The 21,807-nt window shown below is 45.8% G+C and carries 10 protein-coding genes; 6 read left to right on the top strand and 4 right to left on the bottom strand.

Annotation, left to right across the window (positions count from 1 at the left end; all coding sequences use genetic code 11):
- Positions 1-348: 348 nt before the first annotated feature.
- Both QT979_RS13195 and QT979_RS13190 read left to right on the top strand, forming a co-directional pair.
- Positions 349-621 (top strand): hypothetical protein, encoded by a 273-nt coding sequence (locus tag QT979_RS13195; protein WP_333310398.1) that lies wholly within the window; start codon positions 349-351, stop codon positions 619-621.
- A 686-nt stretch (positions 622-1,307) separates the two neighbouring features.
- Positions 1,308-1,499 carry a hypothetical protein gene (locus QT979_RS13190; RefSeq protein ID WP_333209441.1) on the top strand — a complete coding sequence of 64 codons (192 nt, stop codon included), beginning with the start codon at positions 1,308-1,310 and terminating at the stop codon, positions 1,497-1,499.
- 309 nt (positions 1,500-1,808) lie between these two features.
- Here the strand turns inward: QT979_RS13190 and QT979_RS13185 are convergent, their stop codons facing one another.
- Together QT979_RS13185 and QT979_RS13180 are read right to left on the bottom strand one after the other, a co-directional pair.
- Entirely contained in the window at positions 1,809-4,319 is a 2,511-nt protein-coding gene (locus tag QT979_RS13185; protein WP_333310396.1) for an ATP-binding protein, read from the bottom strand.
- A gap of 1,070 nt (positions 4,320-5,389) precedes the next feature.
- On the bottom strand, positions 5,390-5,722 hold the full coding sequence (locus QT979_RS13180) for a hypothetical protein (protein WP_333310394.1): 333 nt from the start codon (positions 5,720-5,722) through the stop codon (positions 5,390-5,392).
- A gap of 186 nt (positions 5,723-5,908) precedes the next feature.
- Between QT979_RS13180 and QT979_RS13175 the strand changes: the two genes are divergently transcribed.
- Positions 5,909-7,903, top strand: coding sequence for a bifunctional serine/threonine-protein kinase/formylglycine-generating enzyme family protein (locus tag QT979_RS13175; protein ID WP_333310392.1), 1,995 nt, complete (start codon positions 5,909-5,911; stop codon positions 7,901-7,903).
- Positions 7,904-8,066: 163 nt separating this feature from the next.
- Here QT979_RS13175 and QT979_RS13170 read toward each other — a convergent pair whose 3' ends face one another.
- Positions 8,067-9,845: an EamA family transporter gene (locus QT979_RS13170; protein WP_333310391.1), complete on the bottom strand. Its 1,779-nt coding sequence runs from the start codon at positions 9,843-9,845 to the stop codon at positions 8,067-8,069.
- 536 nt (positions 9,846-10,381) lie between these two features.
- Here QT979_RS13170 and QT979_RS13165 point away from each other — a divergent pair.
- Together QT979_RS13165 and QT979_RS13160 are read left to right on the top strand one after the other, a co-directional pair.
- A complete protein-coding gene (locus QT979_RS13165; protein WP_333310389.1) occupies positions 10,382-13,717 on the top strand; it encodes an amino acid adenylation domain-containing protein in 3,336 nt (1,111 codons plus the stop codon).
- Between the two features lie 241 nt (positions 13,718-13,958).
- Entirely contained in the window at positions 13,959-15,056 is a 1,098-nt protein-coding gene (locus tag QT979_RS13160; RefSeq protein ID WP_333310387.1) for a HAMP domain-containing sensor histidine kinase, read from the top strand.
- 76 nt (positions 15,057-15,132) lie between these two features.
- Here QT979_RS13160 and QT979_RS13155 read toward each other — a convergent pair whose 3' ends face one another.
- The gene (locus QT979_RS13155) at positions 15,133-16,233 is read right to left on the bottom strand and encodes an alpha/beta hydrolase (protein ID WP_333310385.1); all 1,101 of its coding nucleotides are present in this window, start codon (positions 16,231-16,233) and stop codon (positions 15,133-15,135) included.
- Positions 16,234-16,396: 163 nt separating this feature from the next.
- On the opposite strand from QT979_RS13155, the gene QT979_RS13150 reads away from it, so the two are divergent.
- Complete coding sequence (locus QT979_RS13150; RefSeq protein ID WP_333310383.1) at positions 16,397-21,742, top strand: condensation domain-containing protein; 5,346 nt, start codon at positions 16,397-16,399, stop codon at positions 21,740-21,742.
- Positions 21,743-21,807: the final 65 nt, after the last annotated feature.

The following is a 21,807-nucleotide window of genomic DNA, read 5'->3' as shown; positions in this document are numbered from 1 at the left end:
CGATCGTTGCTCTTAACAGGGTACAAGTCGCGATCGCCTTGCCTAATTTTTTAACAGGTACATTGTAAGAGTTTGCTAGCCAAAACTGAGTTACTTGAGCGCGCGATCATCGCTAAGTTGAACACCTAGTCTGTAAGTGAGCAAGATGAGATTATGGAATAAGTTAAAGATGATCCCAGATCGGAACCAGCAAATACTCGTTCTCCCGACGCTGTTGCCAAACTTGCAGCGCCACGGACTGAGTATCACGCAGGTAAAACGCAAGAACTCGCTCCAGAAACATGGTGAATTCGCGTAATACAGCCCACGTCAGTAATAGGATAAAAAGTTACAAAAAAGGGGGAATGTATGCAAACCCTCCTTTGGAGTCGTGAAGAAGTCCCGCCTCGTGCCCAACATTTGTATGAGATCAGCATCCGCCCCAAAAGTGACTTAGAAGAGAATGTTAGCAAGATCGTCATCATGGATATAGAAACAGGCGACTATAAAGCTGATGAAAATGGTTTATATGCTGCTGATTACCTGAGTGCGAAACATCAAAATGCTAGGCTATTGGGTATCGGTATTGGATATAAACTTGCTGCATCTCTAGGTAGTGTTATTGAGCTTGTTTCTAAGTGATTTCACGTATTGTATGTGATAGATATGCTAAACTTAATTTTATTGGATTTTGCTTGAAAGTCAAGCTGTTTGAGTTGAAATTTATGAGGACGTTAGACTGCGGTGGTTCCGAAAGACCCTAACACGAATTTATATGTAGTCTATGTTCCAGGTTTCTAAGAGAGCGCATTCTCAAGGAGAAACTTTAGACGACATACAAGCGCACTTACGTGAAGCGAGTGAAATGTTGTTGGAAGATGAGAATCCAGGATTAAATCGACCCTCTATTCAGTACGATCGCCTTTTTAGTCTTTACCCTTAATTCTTCTAGTTGCTGTAGTTGCTAGAATAGCAGCGAATATTAACCGGACTGCAACTCATGCTAAAAACCATTGAAGGCATTTGCATCACTTGCCAAATAATCCTATGATGGTGCATCATGATCTTGGTGATTGTTTCATTCTTCTAACTAAGCTAATATGCGATCGCTTGTCTTGACTCTAGCTCTCATATGTTTAGCCACCCCCGCTGTTGCCACCACCTGCGAGGAAAGCTTTCAAAAAAAGGGGGACTTTTTGAATGGTGCCGCCTTTTCTGCACGTGTTCAGGTTGAGGGGTTATCGATAGAGAGAGCATTTTCCCAATTACGACCCATTTTAGCCCGCGAGAGCATCAGAACGATCAGCACCGATGTGAGCACAGGTGTCATGAAAGCCGAAAATCCCGCAACAGCATTTCAGCGTGCTTTGCCGATCGATGTTTTTGCCTCACCCGACGGAAATCTATTAACTGTCGAGATGATCTTTACCATTCCCAGCGGCGTGGGCGCAAGTAGGGATACCGTGAAGCGATACTTGTGCGGTGCGCTAAATCAATTGTTGCCCAAAACTACAAATTAATATGTAATCATTCATTTGATGAATATTAGTTTCGCACACTCGATCGCAATAACCCATACTTCAAAATTACCTGCGGGCGATCGCCCTTCAATTCACGTGCGTTAGCGAAGCCCTCGAAGAGGATCGCTCTCTTAGTTTCTAGCGTTTTTGTCCTGGGGAGAGTGCGATTTTTGATTGGGCGATTTGGAAAGGGCGATCGCACTTCTAAGATTCTTACGGCTTCAGATCGAGCAGTTGGCGGTAATTGACACCCTGATTGATTATTGTACCGCCTCAGATTGTTTGAGGGCTGCACTGAACGCGAAGTGGTTAAGATTCAGCAGCGATCGGGAATGCTGAAATTGGCTGTTGCCGAATGGGGATCTGAATTACAAACTCAGTGCCTGAGCCAGGTGTAGAAAAACACTTGATTTTACCGCGATGTTTTTCAGTAATGATTTGATAACTAATCGACATCCCCAAACCCGTACCTTTACCGATGGCTTTGGTGGTAAAAAAGGGATCAAAAATGCGCTGCGTCACTGAGTCTGGCATACCGATTCCATTGTCAGCGATCGCAACCTCCACCCATTGATTGTCAATCACAGAAGTCCGAATCGTAATCTGGTTCGGGGTGTCTTTAAGCTCCTGATAGGAGCGTTTAGTATTCATCTCATCTAGGGCATCCAGGGCATTGACTAATATATTCATGAATACCTGATTGAGTTGTCCGGGGAAACATTCCACATTGGGCAATGTGCCATAGTCTTTGATCGTTACCACGCCTGGACACTCTGGTTTATCTTTGAGCCGGTGTTGCAAAATCAGCAATGTACTTTCAATTCCCTCATGAATATCAACATCTTTGAAGTCTGCTTCATCCATACGAGAAAAGTTTCGCAACGAGACGACAATACCGCGAATTCGCTCGGTTCCTACCCTTATAGATGAAATTATCTTTTGGATATCTTCAGTGAGGAATTCCAAATCGATTTCCTCTGCCATTGCTTGCACGTCTGGATCGTTGCTGGGATGGCGCTGTTGATAGAGTTCGATCATCTGCAGCAGATTTTGGGTATATTCGTCCAGGTGGGTAAGATTACCGTGGATAAAGTTGACCGGGTTATTGATTTCATGGGCAATTCCCGCAACCAACTGTCCCAAGCTTGACATTTTTTCGCTTTGGATAACTTGCATCTGAGCTGTTTTCAGTTCGTTTAGGGTTGTCTCCAGTTCTTGAGCTTGCGCGGTTGAGGAGATTGCTAGTTCTTCGATCGCAGCAACCTGGGGCAGACTTGTCCAGCAAGCAATTGCCACTCCCACAAATGCCAACGTCATCAACACAATAATCAGCAGATAGGGATTGTTGGTTCCGGCTTCTACCAGCAGCCAGGAGCGAATCAGCCAACTGATCGTCGCTGTACCACAAATCAGCGCAATCAAAATTGCGACCTGAAGCACCACAAAGTATTCATTTTTAGGAGGAGTTACTGGCTTGGTATGGAGTCGATCCCACCACGGTAAATGCAAAGATGCCCAAGGAATCCGCAGAATCGCAGCGTCAATCGCTATCACTGCTAATGGCAACAGCAACCCGATACCAAAATCCATCCATCCCCAGGCAAGGCCACCCACCACCAGAGAAATGAACTCAACCACCAGTAATGCTAAGGATAGTCGCCCCCAACGCACGACTGGATCGTTGCGCTGCATCCACAGCCCCAAGTGGAACCCCATGATAGAAATGAAAAAACTCACCCCTGACACCACGACAATTCGAGTGGTGTTGCCCCATACTAAAAATCCTAAACTACAGATAAAGGTTAGCAGCAGCGCGGGTTCTAGGGCACCCCGACGGGATACTGCGCCAAACACTGGAGACAACAGCCCATCCTGCGCGAGTTGAAAAAGGATGCGGGGCGTATTGCAAACGCTAGTCGCAGATCCCAACAAACAGCTAGCCGCAACCAGCAATGTGACGATGACAGGGGCAGCGTCTCCCCAGAAAGGCTTGGCAGCCACCAGGAATTTGCCGTACAAATTGCCTTCTAAACCGGCAGGGGTTGCCAACTGCACCAACACTAAAGTGCCACCCACAAACACCAGAGGCATGAACCAGGCAACCCAAGACAGCGCCTTGAGGGTGTCTTTTGGGCGGAGACTGTCTGCTACAAAGGATGAAGCTGTGTCACAGCCATAGAAGCTATAAGCGGCAAACAAGAACCATTTCAGCCAGTCATGGACGCTGATGGCATCAATGCTGCTGGGCAAGAGTCCGGGGCTTTGGGGCGAAAAGGCAAGCCAGCCTAAACCCTGAACGCAGAAGAGGAGTAAAAAGCCGATCGAAGGAAAGATAAAAAAGAGGTGCAGAATGGCGACGGCGCGGGTGCCACTTAATGCTAAAAAGTAAGCGATCGTAGTAAAACCGATCTCAAACACTTTTTCTGGAATATTCAGCCCCATCGGTTCTAAATGGAATTGAATCAAATTTGTGAGGACGATCGCATTAATGGGCGGAAAGGAAACCCACCCCAAGAAGTAGGCAATCCCCAAGTAGCGGGAAAGGGCAGGGTAACGATGGAGAAGTCGCGTGATGTAATTGGGTGTTCCCCCAGATACATCTGGATATTTCTCACCCAAACTCTGAACTTGAAGGTTAAACAGAATTCCGACGATCACACCAGGAATCCAGACCAACAGCGATGCAGAGCCAATTTCTGCTTGCATCAAGGGCGCTAAGGTAAACCACATCAGATATCCAACCACACTAAACCCCCAAGCTTCCGCAGAGGACATGGTGCGCCGGAGGCGATTCAGAAATGGCACACGATCTATTTCCATAACAAGCAGATAGGGGTAATCCTATTGTGATACAATTGCAATTTTTACAGTCAATAAAAAACAAATACCTAGTGTTTCCTTCTAGGGATGAAAATTCTCAGCTCGATCTGATGTAGCGGTGAAAGATTGAGGCAATCAGTTGAGGTTGCCAGCGATCGCTATCTTGAGCAGAATAACTCGTTGGAACTGATATCTTGCACCAGTTGCAATAACCTTTTCACGGGCGGACTAGAAGAGCAACAGTCCACAAAAAAATTAACTTTAACTTTTTGTGGAACAGGCCGAAAAGCCTGTTAAGCGAGAATGGTGCAATATCTCAGTTGACACGGACTCAATAGAGTCTTTTCACTTTGTTTAATATACCGTTAGCGATCGCAATACTCAATACCCAATACTTCAAAATTACCTGCGGTCGATCGCGCCGGAGCAAGTTTTAAAGCGATGCACTAAAATCTTCTCTAGATAGCTATTATAGATTAATGATGAAAATTAAGGCGATTATCTGGCAAGAACATGGCTTATGGTGCGACTCAGTTCCAGCACTTCCAGGTTGTCACACATAGAGAGAGAGTTATGAACAATTGTTAGAGAGGCTTGAAGATGCTGTTTAGGCTTGGATTGAAGCCGTCAATCAACAAAATGAACTTGCCCGGAAAAACAGTTAATTGAGTTATAGCAATCCTCACTAAAATTGAAAAATTTTAACTATTTTTATAGCTATGAAAGGTTTAATTCAATATCTTTACGAAATCAAATTAGATAAAGCTATTCTCTGGTGCTATCTCATTTGGTATGTTATAGTAGTTTGTTTTCATTTTGATCCTTCGGTTAAGATATGGATTAATTCAATTGGTATAAGTGCTGTAATCGGTACGGGTCTGATGCTAAGTGTTTCTTCTAGTAAAGGCAAAAGAGATCATTGGCAGGCATTCAGGTTATATCTCATGCCATTTTGTGTCTCAAGCTTCTCTGCCTTGATTAAAGATCAGGGATTTATCATATTCATATCACCAAATATCACCGAAACAATAGTGTCAGTATCATGCTGTGGTCTGTTTTTATTACTTATTTTAGTAGTCAAAGTATTCAAGAATAAAGTTATTTAGCGGGACTCGCCAATTGGTTAAAAAAGCAGCATAAATATGACATTTTAGGTTGAAATTACCCCGATCGCATTTAAGGGCGATCGAGCTTGTATAACTCTTACGCCCCGATGAAGCGATGGAATTGCTTTCTTTCTTTATAGTCCGATAGTTCTTTGAGTGCGATCGCATTTTGGTTGGGCGATCGCCAAGTTGTACTATACTGGCCCCTGTAAAGCAATTACCAAGCTCCCCAGACGAATATCGGCGGTAAGCGGGTTGGTAAAATCGGGCGATCGCGCTGGTATTTTCTGCCCTCAAATCGCTTTCTTTGGATTAATTGACTTTTTAAATTCTGCCTTATACTTTCTTTGTTGGGGCCACACAAACGGGGGGGTAATGCCCTCGCTGCGGTCAATTGTCAATAATCAATTATTAATTGTTAATATTCCATGAGGAAGCCAAAAAGGTATATCATAACCTTAACCGGATCATTTCTTCCCAGATATGTTCTACTGTTCTAATCCCGCGTGTTCTCATCCTTTCAATCCCGACAACTCTAAATTTTGTCAAAGTTGCGGATCGCAAGGCCTCAACCCTCTCTTCAGAAACCGCTACCGCGTGATTCGACTGTTGGGCGAAGGGGGATTTGGCAGAACTTATGAAGCGGTAGATACGGATCGCATGGACGATCCCTGCGTAATTAAGCAGTTTGTACCCCAATTTCAAGGAACCTCAGCACTTGAAAAAGCCGCACAATTGTTTAAAGAAGAAGCGAAACGACTTTACGAACTCGGCGAACATCCCCAAATTCCTCGATTAATTGCTTATTTTGAACAAGACAAGCGACTTTATTTAGTACAAGAGTTGATTGAGGGGCAAACTTTACTAGCAGAATTAACTCAGCAGGGTGTTTTTAGCGAAGAAAAAATTTGGCAGTTGTTGGCAGATATTTTGCCGATTCTGAAATTTGTGCACGATCGCCATGTCATTCACCGAGACATCAAACTTGAGAATATCATGCGGCGCCGCACCTCTGTTAGTTCCTCCCTGCCAAAGGCGGGAAATTTTCGGAATTCACCTTTCCGAAGGGGCGGGCGAGGAGAGTTGGTTTTGATAGATTTCGGTATTTCCAAACAAGTGACGGGCTCCCTGATGAGCAAAGTAGGCACGACGGTAGGAACGCCCGGATATTCGCCTGTAGAACAAATGCGCGGTCAAGTTTTCCCCGGAAGCGATTTGTACAGTTTGGGAATAACTTGCCTGAGACTGCTAACTCAATGTTTGCCAAAAATTGACGGTTCCGATGACCTTTATGACCCGATCAACGGCGGCTGGATGTGGAGAGAACGGTTGCCTCCCGGCACAAAAATCAGCAGCGAGTTGGCAAATATTTTAGATAAATTAATTCAAGATTATCTCAAAAATAGATATCAATCGGCTGATGAAGTAATCAAAGCTTTAAATCTCTATTCTTTACCTCCCCAACCCCATTGTGTTAATGGAGGACAACTTGCTATAAATTCTTTTCTGACAAAACAAGGACAACTTGCTATCAATCTCTCGCTCAATCAAAGCGGGCAAATCAATAGCAATCTCTCTGTCAATCCCAGGGAAAAATTCAGCGCCAACCCGCCTCCGAACAAGGCATCGCAGAGAATTGCTGCTGTCAAAAGCACTTTTGACTTTCAGTTTGTGACAGTAGACAAGCGCGGGAAGCAAACTAATGTTAACAGCGGCAAAGCGCGTTTTTTTGAAGAACATCTTGGTAGCAGTACAGTGCTGGAAATGGTATCTGTTCCTGGCGGTACTTTCCTCATGGGTTCCCCCAAAAATCGGGGTGACAGCGACGAAAAACCCCAGCACCCAGTAACTTTAGGCTCTTTCTATATTAGCAAATTTCCAGTCACTCAGACCCAGTGGACAGCAGTGGCGGCGCTGCCAGAAATTAAAATATTTCTCAATCCCGATGCTGCCCGTTTTAAAGGTGCAAATCGACCTGTAGAAAATGTATCTTGGTACGAGGCTGTGGAGTTTTGCGATCGACTTTCTCGCAAAACTGGTAAGAATTATCGCTTGCCTAGCGAAGCCCAATGGGAATATGCTTGCCGGGGGCAAACTACGGGGCCGTTTCACTTTGGGGAAACGATTACCAGCGAGTTAGCCAATTACAACGGAAATTCTAATTACGCTGATGCGCCGAAGGGAGTGTATCGCTTTCAAACGACAGATGTTGGCAGTTTTAAACCTAATGCTTTCGGATTGTACGATTTCCACGGAAATGTTTGGGAATGGTGCGCGGATTCTTGGCACAATAATTATAACGGTGCGCCTGCTGATGGTAGGGTTTGGGAGTCTGACGGGGAGTCTTCGCTGAGGTTGTTGCGGGGGGGTTCTTGGAACGATCATCCTCCGAATTGTCGCAGCGCGTGTCGCCTCAGATATCAGCCGGATTGTAAGGCTAGTATTGTGGGTTTTAGAGTGGTTCTTTGTGTTGTTTAGACTCCCATTGTAGGCATTCGTTATCCTATCTTGAAATGCCTCTGCGGTTTCCCTATCAATCAAAGATTTATGCAATAAGTCTATTGATATTGTGCCCGCATAGAGAAACCCGGTTTCTTGAATAAACCGGGTTTTTGAATGACAGATCGCCCAAATTCAAGCGTTAACTAGCCTTCTTTTGAGGAGCAACTATGCGTTCCACACTCATAGCAGCCACGCTCAACGTCACCACAGCCATGCCGAGAATTGCCACAGGCTGCAACTTCTCATTGATAATTAGAAAACCGAAGAGTGCGGTCATTGCCGGCCCCAAAGTGCCAATTACTGACGCTAAGGCTGCCCCCGCGAACCGGATGGCAAAATTATTCAAAAGATAGCTAAACAGCGTCAGCACCCCTAAAATAACGCCTCCGATAATCAAACCAGGCCAAACATTTTGGTCGATTTTAGGAGAAAAATTGTCCGACAGCGGCACCCACAAACTCAGGGAGGAAAATACAAAAATCGCGGCGAAATTAACTAAACTAAAAGGAATTGGGTGCAGCTTGCCCGCGGCCATTTGCGTCAGCAATACGTAACCTGCAAAGGTAATCCCAGAAGCCAGTGCTGCTGCGACTCCCACTCCCACATTGCCGCCGCCCGGAGCTGGGGCAGCAAAACTCGGCCACCCAGCTAAAATCAGACCTGCGGTAATCCCGACGATCGCGAAAAAGCCGACTTTGCTAGGGCGAGAGCCAAACAATATCCAAGAACCTAGTACGGTGACGATCGGATAAATAAAGAAAATCGTAATCGCAATCCCCGCTGGAATATTGCCGATCGCCAAATAAATCAAAACCTGAGACAAAAACAGAAAAAATGCGCTTCCTAAAACCTTACTCCACAAAGCTCGATCGCCCGACTCGAACAACCGCCTAATATCTTTCCACACAGAAGGATACAGAAATGTTGCCAATATAGGCATCAAAGCCATCACCACGATCAGCCGCATCAACAAAATCAACAAAGAATTTCCAAAACCTGGAGTCACCACCCCCGGAAATTCAAACAACCCAAAAACCACCCGAGGATTTTTGGCTTTAATCAAAATTCTTAAACAAACATTAAACAGCGACAATACAACAGCCGAAGACAACGCCAGCACCAAACCTGTCTGTACTTGAGAACCTGGTTTAGCGGTTGCTGGAGAGGAGACTGAAGAAGGCTGTGGCACGGGTTCCCGCGGCGCATCCGCAGGTGTTGGCTGCAGAAATTGCGGGCGGACAGAATTAACAGAATTATTTGATTCCTCGACATAGGAATCTTGAGCATCGAAAGGATTCTCAAGATATTCTTCTTCTTCTTCGAGTTCTTCCCTGATGCGGTTTACGAGATTTTGTAACAGCTCTTCCCCTTGCAGTTCCAGGGTTTTCATGTTGTTGAGCCGCACAGAAAGCTCGCTTTCGTAACTGGTTAAATCTTGTTCCAGCATCTGGAAACTGCGATCGATCCTTTCATCCAGCGCCGCCAGTAACTGCGAGGCGCGTTCGTCGTAGTTGCTCGGCGGTAAGGGTATCGGGAACTCGCCACTGGGAATAGGGCTGCTGAGAGAATTTCCCGAATTAGCGCTGAGTTCGTTGAACCGCTGCACCAACAAATCCTGCAAATTGTGAGCCAAAACTTGAGCCAACTGCTTCAGCCACAATTGCTGCTGCTGAATGTATCGCCCAGATAGAGATTCCATTTGCTGAGACTGCAATTTGCGATATTGCTCCCGGAGGTCTTCAATATCTTCAATCAGGTGATTTTTTTCAGTTTGCAGCCGAGTAATGTCTTGATTTAACTGGCCTTTGACATTTTCATGCAAAGCGTCCAGTTCTTGCATTACTGAGTGAAGGACTTCTTCTGCTGATTGTGCATCCTCTGGCTCGCCCTTTGACGAGTATACGTTCCGCTGCGCCATTAGCCTATAACCTCTAATTTAAACTGCACGTTCAGTGTTCTTAAGTATTGTGACAAATTAGGTCGCAAGTTCTAGTGAATTGATCTAAAAGATTGCGAACACTGTTGAATCAATAGTAGTCGCTAAGCTACAAATGTGAGAAAATTGCGTGAAGCAAAGCTATCCGGCAGGGAATCGCCCCAAGAACACTTTGTGCAATTAGAAATCATACTACACCTTGACCTCTCTACGGATTGCTCCCGGAATTTCTCGCATCTAACTCACCCGATTGCACCCGAATCACAAGCCTAAGAGCCCGTTCCGCGACTAAATTTGATTGGGGGGTGGCACTCCTAGCCCCTCAATGGATAACTTGATCCTGCAGGCAGAAACCCCGTTTCTATTCCCCGCGTCTCTCCCGCACTCCTGCACCCGGATTTATTATATTAAAGGTTCCGATCTTTTGCTCGCGAAAGTTTTAAGAGGCGATCGCACGTCAAAAAGCAACCCCGCGCCATCAAAAAATTAACATATCCCATCCCCCAAGAGCAACAGATATGGCATCCGAAATTTATGACAATTCCTTTACAAGCGATCGACAAAAACTGAATATTTCCTCAGAAGCCGAAGTGTTTGTCTTTCCGGCATCATTTGCCCAGCAGCGCTTGTGGTTTTTCGACCAATTCGCACCGGAAAACCCTTTCTATAATGTAGTAACCGCACTGCGCTTAACTGGTTCCCTCAACTTAACAGCGTTAGAGAAAACCTTCAACGAAATAGTGCAGCGCCACGAAACTTTGCGAACAACTTTTGCAGCGGTATCAGGTCAACCAGTGCAGATCATCTCTGCCGCTTTCAAGACTAATTTAAAAATATTAGAGTTGCAAGATTTACCGCCAGAACAACGGGAAACAGAAGCAAAGAAACTCTCCGCAGCAGAATCTCTTCGCCCTTTCAATTTATCCACCGGGCCACTGATGCGAGTAACCATCCTGCGGCTGACAGAAAGCGAGCATATTCTCTTGCTAAATATGCACCACATAGCCTCCGATGATTGGTCGATCGGTGTGCTAATTCGAGAACTGGAGGCTATCTATACAGCGTTTATAAATCAACAGCCATCTCCCCTCCCAGAATTATCACTTCAATATGCCGACTTTGCCGAGTGGCAGCGCGAATGGCTGCAAGGTGAAGTATTAGAAAACCAGCTAGCTTATTGGCGGCAGCAATTACACGGGATTTCGGCATTAAATTTGCCCACCGATCGCCCTGCACCAGCTAGGCAAAATTATCGCGGAAAAACTCAATATTTAGAACTGTCAAAAAACTTGAAGGACGCACTTGTAGCACTCTCGCAGCGAGAAGGAGCGACTTTATTTATGACACTGCTCGCAGCATTTCAAACATTGCTTTACCGTTACTCGCAGCAAGAAGATATTGTGGTAGGTTCGCCGATCGCCAATCGCAACCGCAGCGAAATCGAATCATTAATCGGTTTTTTTGTCAACACTTTAGTGCTGCGAACAGACTGTTCGGGAAACCCGACATTTCGAGATTTTTTGGGCCGGGTGCGGGAAGTAACCCTGGGAGCTTATGCTCACCAAGATTTGCCTTTTGAGAAGCTCGTCGAGGAATTGCACCCAGAGCGATCGTTGAATCGTCACCCGCTGTTTCAGGTTGTATTTGGTCTGCAAAATGCGCCGCTGGACGAGCTAGAATTGCCAGAATTAAAGTTGAGTTCTTTCCCTTTGGAGACTCAAACAACGCGCTTTGATTTAGAGCTGTATTTGTGGGAAGCTTCCGATAATTTTAGGAGCAGGTACGGCGAACATTGGGAAGATTTGGAAGGGCTCAGAGGCTTAGCTGTGTACAATACAGATTTATTTGATGAAGTTACGATCGCCCGAATGCTGAGACATTTTAAAACGCTGCTGGAAAGCCTTGTGGCTAATCCAGAACAAAGAATCGCTAATTTACCTTTATTGAGCGAGGATGAAGTGAATCAATTATTCAGAGAATGGAACGATACTCGGACAGATTATCCTCAAAATAAGTGCATTCATCAGTTATTTGAAGAGCGAGCCCGGCAGCATCTGGAGGATGTCGCCCTAACTTTCGGCAGCCAGCACCTCACTTACAGAGAACTCAACATTCGCAGCAACCAACTGGCGCGCTACCTACAAAAACTGGGCGTGGGGGCGGAGGTTTTAGTAGGGCTTTGTGCAGAGCGAGCGATCGACCTAATTGTCGGGATGTTGGCTATACTGAAAGCGGGAGGGGCTTACCTACCGTTAGATCCGAGCTATCCGCGCGATCGGCTAAACTTGATGCTGGAAGATGCTCAAGTTAAAGTCTTGCTAATTCAGGATAAATTGATTGAGAATTTCCGAGACTTCTCAAACTCGGTGATTTACTTCGATCGCGATTGGGAACACATAGCCAAAGAAAGCTCCGAAAATCCCGCCAACACCGTAACAGCAGACAACCTAGCTTACGTTATTTACACATCTGGCTCAACAGGAAAACCCAAGGGAGTTGCTGTCACCCACAAAGCAGTAAATCGGCTGGTACTCAACACCAACTATATAAAAATAGAACCTACCGATAAAATTGCCCAAGCATCAAACGCTTCATTCGATGCAGCCACATTCGAGATTTGGGGAGCCTTGCTTAACGGCGCTCAACTCGTGGGGATTAGCACAAATATTACCCTTTCGCCTCACGATTTGGCCTTAGAACTGCGCCAACAAGGCATCACCGTCTTGTTTTTAACAACTGCCTTATTTCAACAAATTGCTAGAGTTTTACCGCAAGCTTTTGATTCGCTGCGCTGCTTGCTGTTTGGCGGAGAAGCGGTCGATCTGAGATGGGTTAAAAAAGTTCTCCAACAAAATACAACCACTCAATTAATTCACGTTTACGGGCCTACAGAAAATACCACATTTTCGGCTTATTATTGCGTGCAAGACGTACCCGAAACCGCAACATCTATCCCCATCGGCCGCCCGATCGCCAACACGCAAATTTATCTCCTCGATGCGGATTTGCAGCCAGTGGCGATCGGTGTTATGGGTCAATTGTACGTCGGCGGTGACGGACTGGCGAAAGGCTACCTCAACCAGCCGGATTTAACTGCTGCTGCATTCATTCCTAATCCTTTTAGCAATAAATCAGGTTGTAGTCTTTATAAAACAGGTGATTTAGGCCGCTATTTAGCTGACGGTAACATCGAGTTTTTATGTCGCATTGACGACCAAGTAAAAATTCGTGGCTACCGCATCGAATTGGGAGAAATTGAAGCGGCTTTGTACCAGCATCCACAAGTACGCGAAGCAGTAGTAATTGTCAGGGAAGACATCCCCGATGATAAACATTTGGTAGCTTATGTTGTTCCTGACCGCATTAATGAAAAATTAGAAATTCCCAATCTCAAATCAAGTGACTTGCGCCAATTTTTGAAAGAAAAGTTACCAGGATATATGGTTCCTGCAACTTATGCAGTTTTGGAGAATATGCCACTGACGCCCAACGGCAAAGTAGACCGCCGCGCCTTGCCTGATATAGATACAGACAGCGAGGATATAACAGAAAATTATGTAGCGCCTCGGACTGAACTCGAAGAAATGCTGGGGAAAATTTGGGCTAAAGTTTTGGGAAAACAGCAGGTTAGTATCTACGATAATTTCTTTGAACTAGGCGGGCATTCCCTGCTAGCAACTCAGTTGATTTCTCGCATCCGAGACGCTTTGCAAGTCGAGTTATCGGTCAGCAGTTTGTTTGAGGCTCCGACTGTGGCGAGTCTGGCAAAATACATTGAGACAATGCGCTGGGCTGCGACTGGTTTGGATACTCGCAGAACAGATGAAAATGAGCGAGAAAATGTGGAATTCTAAGCCCTTACATAATTGCGGGAGGATTTTGATTGTTTTGTGGAATTGGCATCTGCCCTGTCGGTAGAAATTACCGCAATGGGAACTGATATTCAAGCCTGTTTCACGAGGAGATTTAGACCTGTTACTTGCTAACCTGCTAAAGGCTGAGGCTGCCTATATACTTGCAAGATTGCTTGCGGGGCATTACAAATAAGGGAGAAAAGGTTCTCTCAACAGCCACTCATCCAGAAACTCCGAAACGATGTCCAACCAAGCGTCTGACCGTCTTAAACAAAATTCTGAAAAAATTATGCGGATGTGGGAGAAGCGGGCGCGTGATGAAGTCGGTGCATCAACGCATCAAAATTCTCTTGTCTTGCAAGATTCCCTACCTCTGTACTTAAACCAACTGGTAGATGAACTCTCAAACCGAATTGTCAGGACATCTGCCCGAATCACAGCCGATGAGGTAGAAAGTACGCGGATTGGCAAGCTGCATGGGCATGAACGGGCGGGGTATGCTGACTACTCTATGACTCACCTCATTTTCGAGTATCATCTCCTCCGTCAAGTCATATTTCAAGTTTTAGAAGAAGAAGCACCTTTAGGAGTGCAGGATCGAGACATTATTATCGGCTCCATTGAGCAAGCCGTTAATGACGCGGCTACTCAATTCTCCGAAACGCTGCGAGATATTCAAGAACTATTTATGGTGACGCTAACTCACGACCTCAGAGGGCCTCTGAATGTCGTAAAAATGGGAACTCAACTGACTCTGCGACGGCTGGAACGAGGAGATAGCCACACGGATGTGGCCGCGAGGATGCTCAGTGCGATCAATCGGCTGGATTCGATGATTCAAAATCTGCTTGATGCGAGTCGGCTGCGGTCAGGGCAGAGCTTAAAGATAGAATTTGATGAATGCGATTTTGTGATGCTAGTCCAAGAGGTGGTAGAAGATTTGAGCTTCGCGTATGGAGAGCGGTTTGTTGTAGTCTCTGATTCTGATATGAGGACTTTTTGCAGCCGTAAAGAAATACGGCGGGTGATTGAAAATTTAGCAATTAACGCTGTGAAATATGGTGCGCCTACTACGCCAATTACACTCACGCTCCAGCAAACTGAAACGCAGATCAGCCTTACTATCCATAATGAAGGCGATCCGATCGCCCTAGACGCTCAATCCATCCTATTTCAACAATTTCGTCGAACCATCTGTGCCGAGGAGCAAACCGGCTGGGGATTAGGATTATTTTTATCAAAGAGTATTATTGAAGCCCATAGAGGGACACTTGCGGTTGAAAGTGCAGAGGGCAAGGGGACCAGCTTTATTATCACTTTATCAAAGATTCTTCTTTAGTTTGGAACATTAAGACTAAGAAGAAAAATAGGGTATCCCCAGCCAGAACCTACAGGATTTTAACTCACATTTTTAGTCACGAAATTTCAGTGCAGAATGCCCTGACAGCTTCTGCAAACTGCTGGTTATGCTCCATTAATGCCATGTGTCCTCCTTTCTGTATAGTAACTAGCTCTGCTTGAGGTAATTCTGCTTTCATTCGCAGGCTAGCTGGGGGCGTAGTGGCAATATCTGAATCGCCGCAGATCACCAACACAGGAATGTCAATTGATGGCAAAGTTTTTGTTTCATCATATTTGAGCATTCCCAGAGTGCCGCGAGCGAGAACGCCGGGAGAACCCAAGGCTGATAAGAAAGCTGAGAAATCTAATTGACCGCGCGTTTCAGTGCCTTTAAATCCCGATACTTCTACACTGATGTACAGTGAACCATTGAGATAGCTCAGCCAAGTCATTCCCCACATAATCGGTTCAAGAGCTATGGTGAGGTAGAGCAGAGGTTGAAGCAGCGGCTTCTGCAAAGCGCGTAATAAACCGCTAAAAATAGCGGTTTTGACGGGATTAGTATAAGTCGTATCTACCAGAATTAAACCAGCTACTCGACTACCGAGAAGTTCTGGAAAAAGCCGACTGAATGTTAGAGAAATCATGCCGCCCATGCTGTGTCCGAGTAGGATAACAGGTTTATTTCCTGCTATGGCAATGACGGCTTCGAGATCGCGGGCAAATTTTTCTAGGGAGTAGTCGCTGTTTTTTGGTCGAGTTGATTTTCCCAAACCTGGAAGATCCCAAACAATCACTCGGAAGCGATCGCTTAGTTGTCGTTTCGCGTAATACCAAACCATACTGTTGGGCCCCCAACCGTGGGAGAGAATAATCGGCTGTCCGTCCTCTGGGCCGTAGAATTCTACTTGTAAAATAGTGCCATCAGGCCTCTCTACCCGCTGCACCGTACCCGTCCGCGTCGCCTTCGGTTCGTCAGCACCGGGGCGGCGGAACAGCGGCAAACTGATAAAGCGGCCGCCAACAGACCAAAGAAGCATCAACACTCCGCTAACTAAGTAAGAAGTCCCTATAAGTTCGCCTATGTACCATTCATAGAGAATGTATATACCTCCGCCAAGTACGCCGATGGACAGCAGTCCCACCAGCCAGAGGAACACGAAATTGAAGGGCATGAACGGCATAAGCTGAAACCTTGGGTAGGATTTTGGTTGCGGATTCAAACAGAATCATACTCAGGTTAGGCCACAGTCGGCAAGCGGTAAGTTAAGCTCTTAATTTGTGCGCTGGTAGAATTTATTTTATTGATTTGCCCAACTAATGACAGGATGACTCAAAATGCCCGATCCAAAAATATCGAGTTCATCGCCAAATGCCAGAGATTCTGTCACGGTGGAGTTAGTTGAGTTTTTATCTTACCTTCGCAGTCTAGATATTAATATTTTTGTTGAGGGGTCTCGCCTGCGCTGCAACGCTCCCGAAGGAATTATTACACCCGAACTGCGCGCCGAAATTTCTCATAAAAAAGCCGAAATAGTTTCATTTTTAAAAGCAGCTAATCGGACTTCTAGTTTCACACCTACACCGATTGTTCCTAGGGGGCGGGACGGAAATCTACCGCTTTCCTTTGCACAGCAGCGCTTGTGGTTTCTCGACCAATTAGTACCGAACAATCCCTTCTATAATGTTCCCGCAGCTTTGCGTTTGACAGGTTCGCTCAATTTTTCGGCGCTGCAACAAACCTTCAATGAAATTGTGCGCCGCCACGAAGCTTTACGCACGACTTTAGCAGTAGTTTCGGGGCAACCTGTTCAGAGAATAGCTGCTGCTTTCCACCTCCCGATTAATGTAGTGGACTTGCGAAACTTGCCAAAGGAATCTCGACAAACTGAAGCAAACCGACTCACCGCCCAGGAAGCTCAACGCTCTTTCAATTTGTCCAATGACTTGTTGCTGCGAGTATCATTATTGCAGTTAGATGATGCCGAATATTTACTAATGCTGAATATGCACCACATTGTCTCCGATGGTTGGTCTATCGGAGTGCTAATTCAGGAATTAGGCGCACTTTACACGGCATTTGCTAGCGAAAAACCTTCGCCTTTACCGGATTTGTCGATCCAGTATGCTGATTTTGCAAAATGGCAGCGCGAATGGCTGCAAGGGGAAGTTTTAGAAAGGCAGCTTGCTTACTGGCGACAGCAGTTAAACGGCATTTCTATGCTAAATTTGCCTGCGGATCGACCCAGACCAGCAATTCAAAGTTACCGAGGCAAAAGGCAATTTTTGCAACTGCCAAAACAACTGAGCGAGGCTTTAGAAATGTTGAGCCAGCGCGAAGGAGTGACGCTGTTTATGACAATGCTGGCAGCTTTTAAAACGTTGCTTTACCATTACGCGCAGCAAGAAGATATTGTTGTAGGTTCGCCGATCGCCAATCGCAACCGCAGTGAAATAGAAGCATTAATCGGTTTTTTTGTCAACAGTTTGGTGTTGCGTACAGATTTGTCGGGAAATCCAACTTTTCGGGAAGTTTTAAACCGAGTCAAAGAGGTAGCATTAGGAGCTTACGCTCACCAAGATTTGCCGTTTGAGAAGTTAGTAGAAGAACTGCACCCCGATCGCGCGTTGAACCAAAATCCCTTATTTCAGGTGGCGTTTGCGCTGCAAAACGCGCCGGGGAATCAGTTAGAATTGCCAGAATTAACACTCAGCCCGCAGCCGTTAGATGTGGGTACAGCGCGGTTTGATTTGGAGTTTCATTTGTGGGAGCGATCGCCCAACAGTTCGGGAAGCAACCAATCGCCCAGCAATAAGCTGTGGGTTGATAGCTCAGAGGGCATCAGCGGCATGGTTATTTACAGCGCCGATTTATTTGATGAAGCTACGATTACCAGCCTGATCGGGCATTTTCAAACCTTGTTAGAAAGCATTGTGGCAAATCCGGAACAGCGCATAGCAAACTTGCAATATTTGAGCGCCCAAGAGCGCTATCATTTGTTAGTTGAATGCAACAATACTCAGGCGGATTATCCGCAAGATTTGTGCATCCATCAGCTATTTGAAATGCAGGCCGATCGGACACCGGATGCGGTGGCGCTGGTATTTGGAGATGAGCGAGTCACCTATCGAGATCTAAATCTCCGCAGCAACCAACTAGCACGTTATCTGCAAAAAATGGGGGTTGGGGCGGAAGTTTTAGTCGGGCTTTGCTGCGGGCGATCGCTCGATCTGATCGTGGGGATGTTGGGTATCCTGAAAGCGGGAGGAGCTTACTTAATTTTAGATCCGAGCTATCCTGCTGAGCGATCGAGCTTTATGGTAGAAGATGCTCAAGTGTCAGTATTGCTTACTCGCCAGGGAATAAATTTCCTCTCTAATAGCGAAAGTCGTCTAAAGACGACTGAAGGAGGACAAGTTTCCAGTCGGCTTCAGCCGACTTCAGCTATGAGCCAGGGAATTTATTCCCTGGTGGATGATGGCGAAGTGCAAAATTTAGAAACACAGTCAGTATTGCTTACCCGCCAGGGAATAAATTCCCTGTCTAATAGCGAAAGTCGTCTAAAGACGACTGAAGGAGGACAAGTTTCCAGTCGGCTTCAGCCGACTTCAGCTATGAGCCAGGGAATTTATTCCCTGGTGGATGATGGCGAAGTGCAAAATTTAGAAACACAGTCAGATGATAAAATTCACCATCCAAGGGTTGTTTTTCTAGACACAGACTGGGAGATGATTTCCCAAGAAATCGCCGACAATCCCACCAGCGCAGCCACAGCCGAAAATCTGGTTTACGCGATTTACACCTCCGGTTCCACGGGAAAACCGAAAGGAGTGGAAATTGAGCATGGGAGCTTGTTAAATCTGGTTTTTTGGCATCAAAGAGAGTTTGGGGTGTCAGCGGGCGATCGAGCAACGCAAATTGCTGCGATCGGCTTTGATGCTTGCGGGTGGGAAATTTGGCCTTATCTCGCCGCGGGAGCTAGCATCTACTTTCCAGAAGATGACATCAGGCGAGATCCTGAAAAACTGCAAAACTGGTTAGTATCAAACGCGATCGCAATTAGCTTTTTGCCAACACCTTTAGCCGAGAAAGTTTTGCTATTAGATTGGCCTCAAACAACAGCGTTGCGAATCTTGCTCGCAGGCGGCGAAAAGCTGCAACAACATCCTTTAAAATCCCATCCATTTAAGCTAGTAAATAATTACGGCCCAACCGAAAACACCGTCGTCACAACTTCCGGTTATATTCCTGTAACAGAGCAAACAGACATCGCCCCGACAATTGGTCGCCCCATTGCTAACACTCAAATCTACATATTAGACAAATATTTGCAGCCCGTACCAATGGGGGTTGTTGGCGAATTGTACATCGGCGGAAACGGACTCGCTCGCGGCTACCTCAACCGCCCAGATTTAACCACACAAAGCTTTATTGTCAATCCTTTTAAACCCAATTCAGACACCATTCTCAATGACTTGTTTAGGAACAGGCATCTTGCCTGTTCCACAAGAGATGAATTTTCCTGTGGAACAGGCATCTTGCCTGTTCTCGATAATAATGCCCACCCCACTCTTTGTGGAACAGGCATCTTGCCTGTTCTGGATAATGATGCCCACCCCACTCTTTGTGGAACAGGCATCTTGCCTGTTCTCGATAATAGTGCAACATCTGAGTTTAAACCAAATTCAGGAGAGCGAATTTACAAAACCGGCGACTTAGTGCGCTACAGAGGCGATCGCAACCTTGAATTTTTAGGACGCATTGACGAACAAGTAAAAATTCGCGGTTTCCGCATCGAATTAGGAGAAATCGAGACAGTATTAACTCAACATCCCGCCGTGCAGCAAACTGTAGCAATAGCTGCGGAAGATGGACAGGGAGATAAACGTTTAGTAGCTTATATTGCCCTGAATCCAGAATATAGCGTTGCCCGCGAAAAAAGCCAAATAATGCAATTGCAGGACGAACAGGTTTTGCAGTGGCAAATGCTCTACAATGAAACATACAATCAACCTGCTGTTGACTCAGATCCAACCTTTAATATTGTCGGCTGGAATAGCAGCTATACTAATCAACCAATCCCAGCAGAACAGATGCGCGACTGGGCGAACAATCAAGCCGCCCAAATTTTAGCTTTGCAGCCTAGCCGAGTGTTAGAAATTGGCTGCGGCACAGGTTTGTTGCTGTTCCAAATTGCCTCTCGCTGCACTCAATATTGCGGCACAGACTTTTCACCTATTTCGCTCAACTATATTCGGCAGCACTTGGCAAATCAAGAGTTAACTAATGTAACGCTGCTTCAGAAAATGGCGACAGACTTTGAAGGAGTAGAGACAGCAGCTTTTGACGCAGTAATTCTCAATTCTGTCGTGCAATATTTCCCGACTATCGACTATCTCGTGCAGGTGCTAGAAGGTGCGGTGAAAGCAACTGCTCCCGGCGGCTTTATATTCATCGGAGATGTCCGCAGCTTGCCTTTGCTGGCAGCTTTTCACGCTTCGGTACAACTGTATCAAGCCGAACCTTCTCTCGCGGGCGAACAGTTGCAGCAGCGAGTACAAATGCAAATTTTTCAAGAAACAGAGTTAGTTATTGAACCAGATTTTTTTAGCGCATTAAAGCAGCGCTTTCCGCAGATTTGGGGCGTAGAAATTCAATTAATTCGCGGTAGCGATCGCAATGAGTTAACTGATTTTCGGTACAATGCTATTTTGCATATTGCGTCTGAAACAGCACGCCCAAAATCATCGCCAAAAGGGGAGTGGGGCGCAGAAAAACGGCTGGATTGGTTGGATGAAAATGAGAATCTGACTGTTACTAAGGTGCAACAAATATTATTGCAAAATCAACTCGATCTTTTAAGAATTGCTAATGTGCCTAATGCGCGGCTAACGGCAGCAGTTAAGGCGGCAGAGTTGCTGTCTGTTGTCGATAAATTTCCAACAGCAGGTCAGTTGCAGAAAGCGGTGGAAAAAGTCGAGGATTTAGGAGTCGATCCCGAAGCGTGGTATGCTTTGGAAGTTCCGTATAATGTTAATATTAGTTGGTCTAATTCCGACAGTCAAGGGCGCTACGATGTAGTGTTTGCAAGGGGCGAAACTAGAGATTTTGTGCGAGAAACCCGAAGCGATAACTTGCGTCCTTGGCGCTCTTATGCTAACAATCCCTTACAAGCTAAAGCAGCGCGTAAATTAGTGCCGCAGTTGCAGGCTTTTCTAGCAGAAAAACTGCCGGAATATATGGTTCCGTCGGCTTTTGTGGTGCTGGAGTCGCTACGGGTGACGGCTAACGGAAAGGTCGATCGGCTCGCTTTGCCTGCACCGCAGCCGATTAAGTTAGAATGGGCTGGCGGTTATGTTGCGCCTCATACTTCTATTGAGGAAGTTTTAGTGAAAATTTGGGCTGAGGTTTTGGGGATAAAGCGAGTGGGTATCCGGGACAATTTCTTTGAATTGGGAGGCCATTCGCTGCTGGCGACTCAGCTTGTTTCTAGAGTGCGAGATGCTTTCGGGGTAGAGTTGCCTTTGCGCCGGGTTTTTGAAGCGCCGACAATTGCAGAATTATCTAAGATTGTTGAGAGTTTGAAAGATAAGAATGCTAAAAGTGATGCTCCGGCTTTAGTGCCGATTTCGCGCGATAGTCGGCGGCGGAAGCTATCGTCTTTTAATGGATCTATTGCATAATTTTTTGATTGATAGAGCAACCGCAGATGAAGGGCAGATTAAGGCTGATAAACGCAGATAATTTT

The organism is Microcoleus sp. w2-18bC1 (assembly GCF_036700365.1).
In the GTDB taxonomy this organism is placed as follows: domain Bacteria; phylum Cyanobacteriota; class Cyanobacteriia; order Cyanobacteriales; family Microcoleaceae; genus Microcoleus.
The sequence above is the reverse complement of the archived record's forward strand: the minus strand, read 5'-3'. Positions and strand labels throughout refer to the sequence as shown.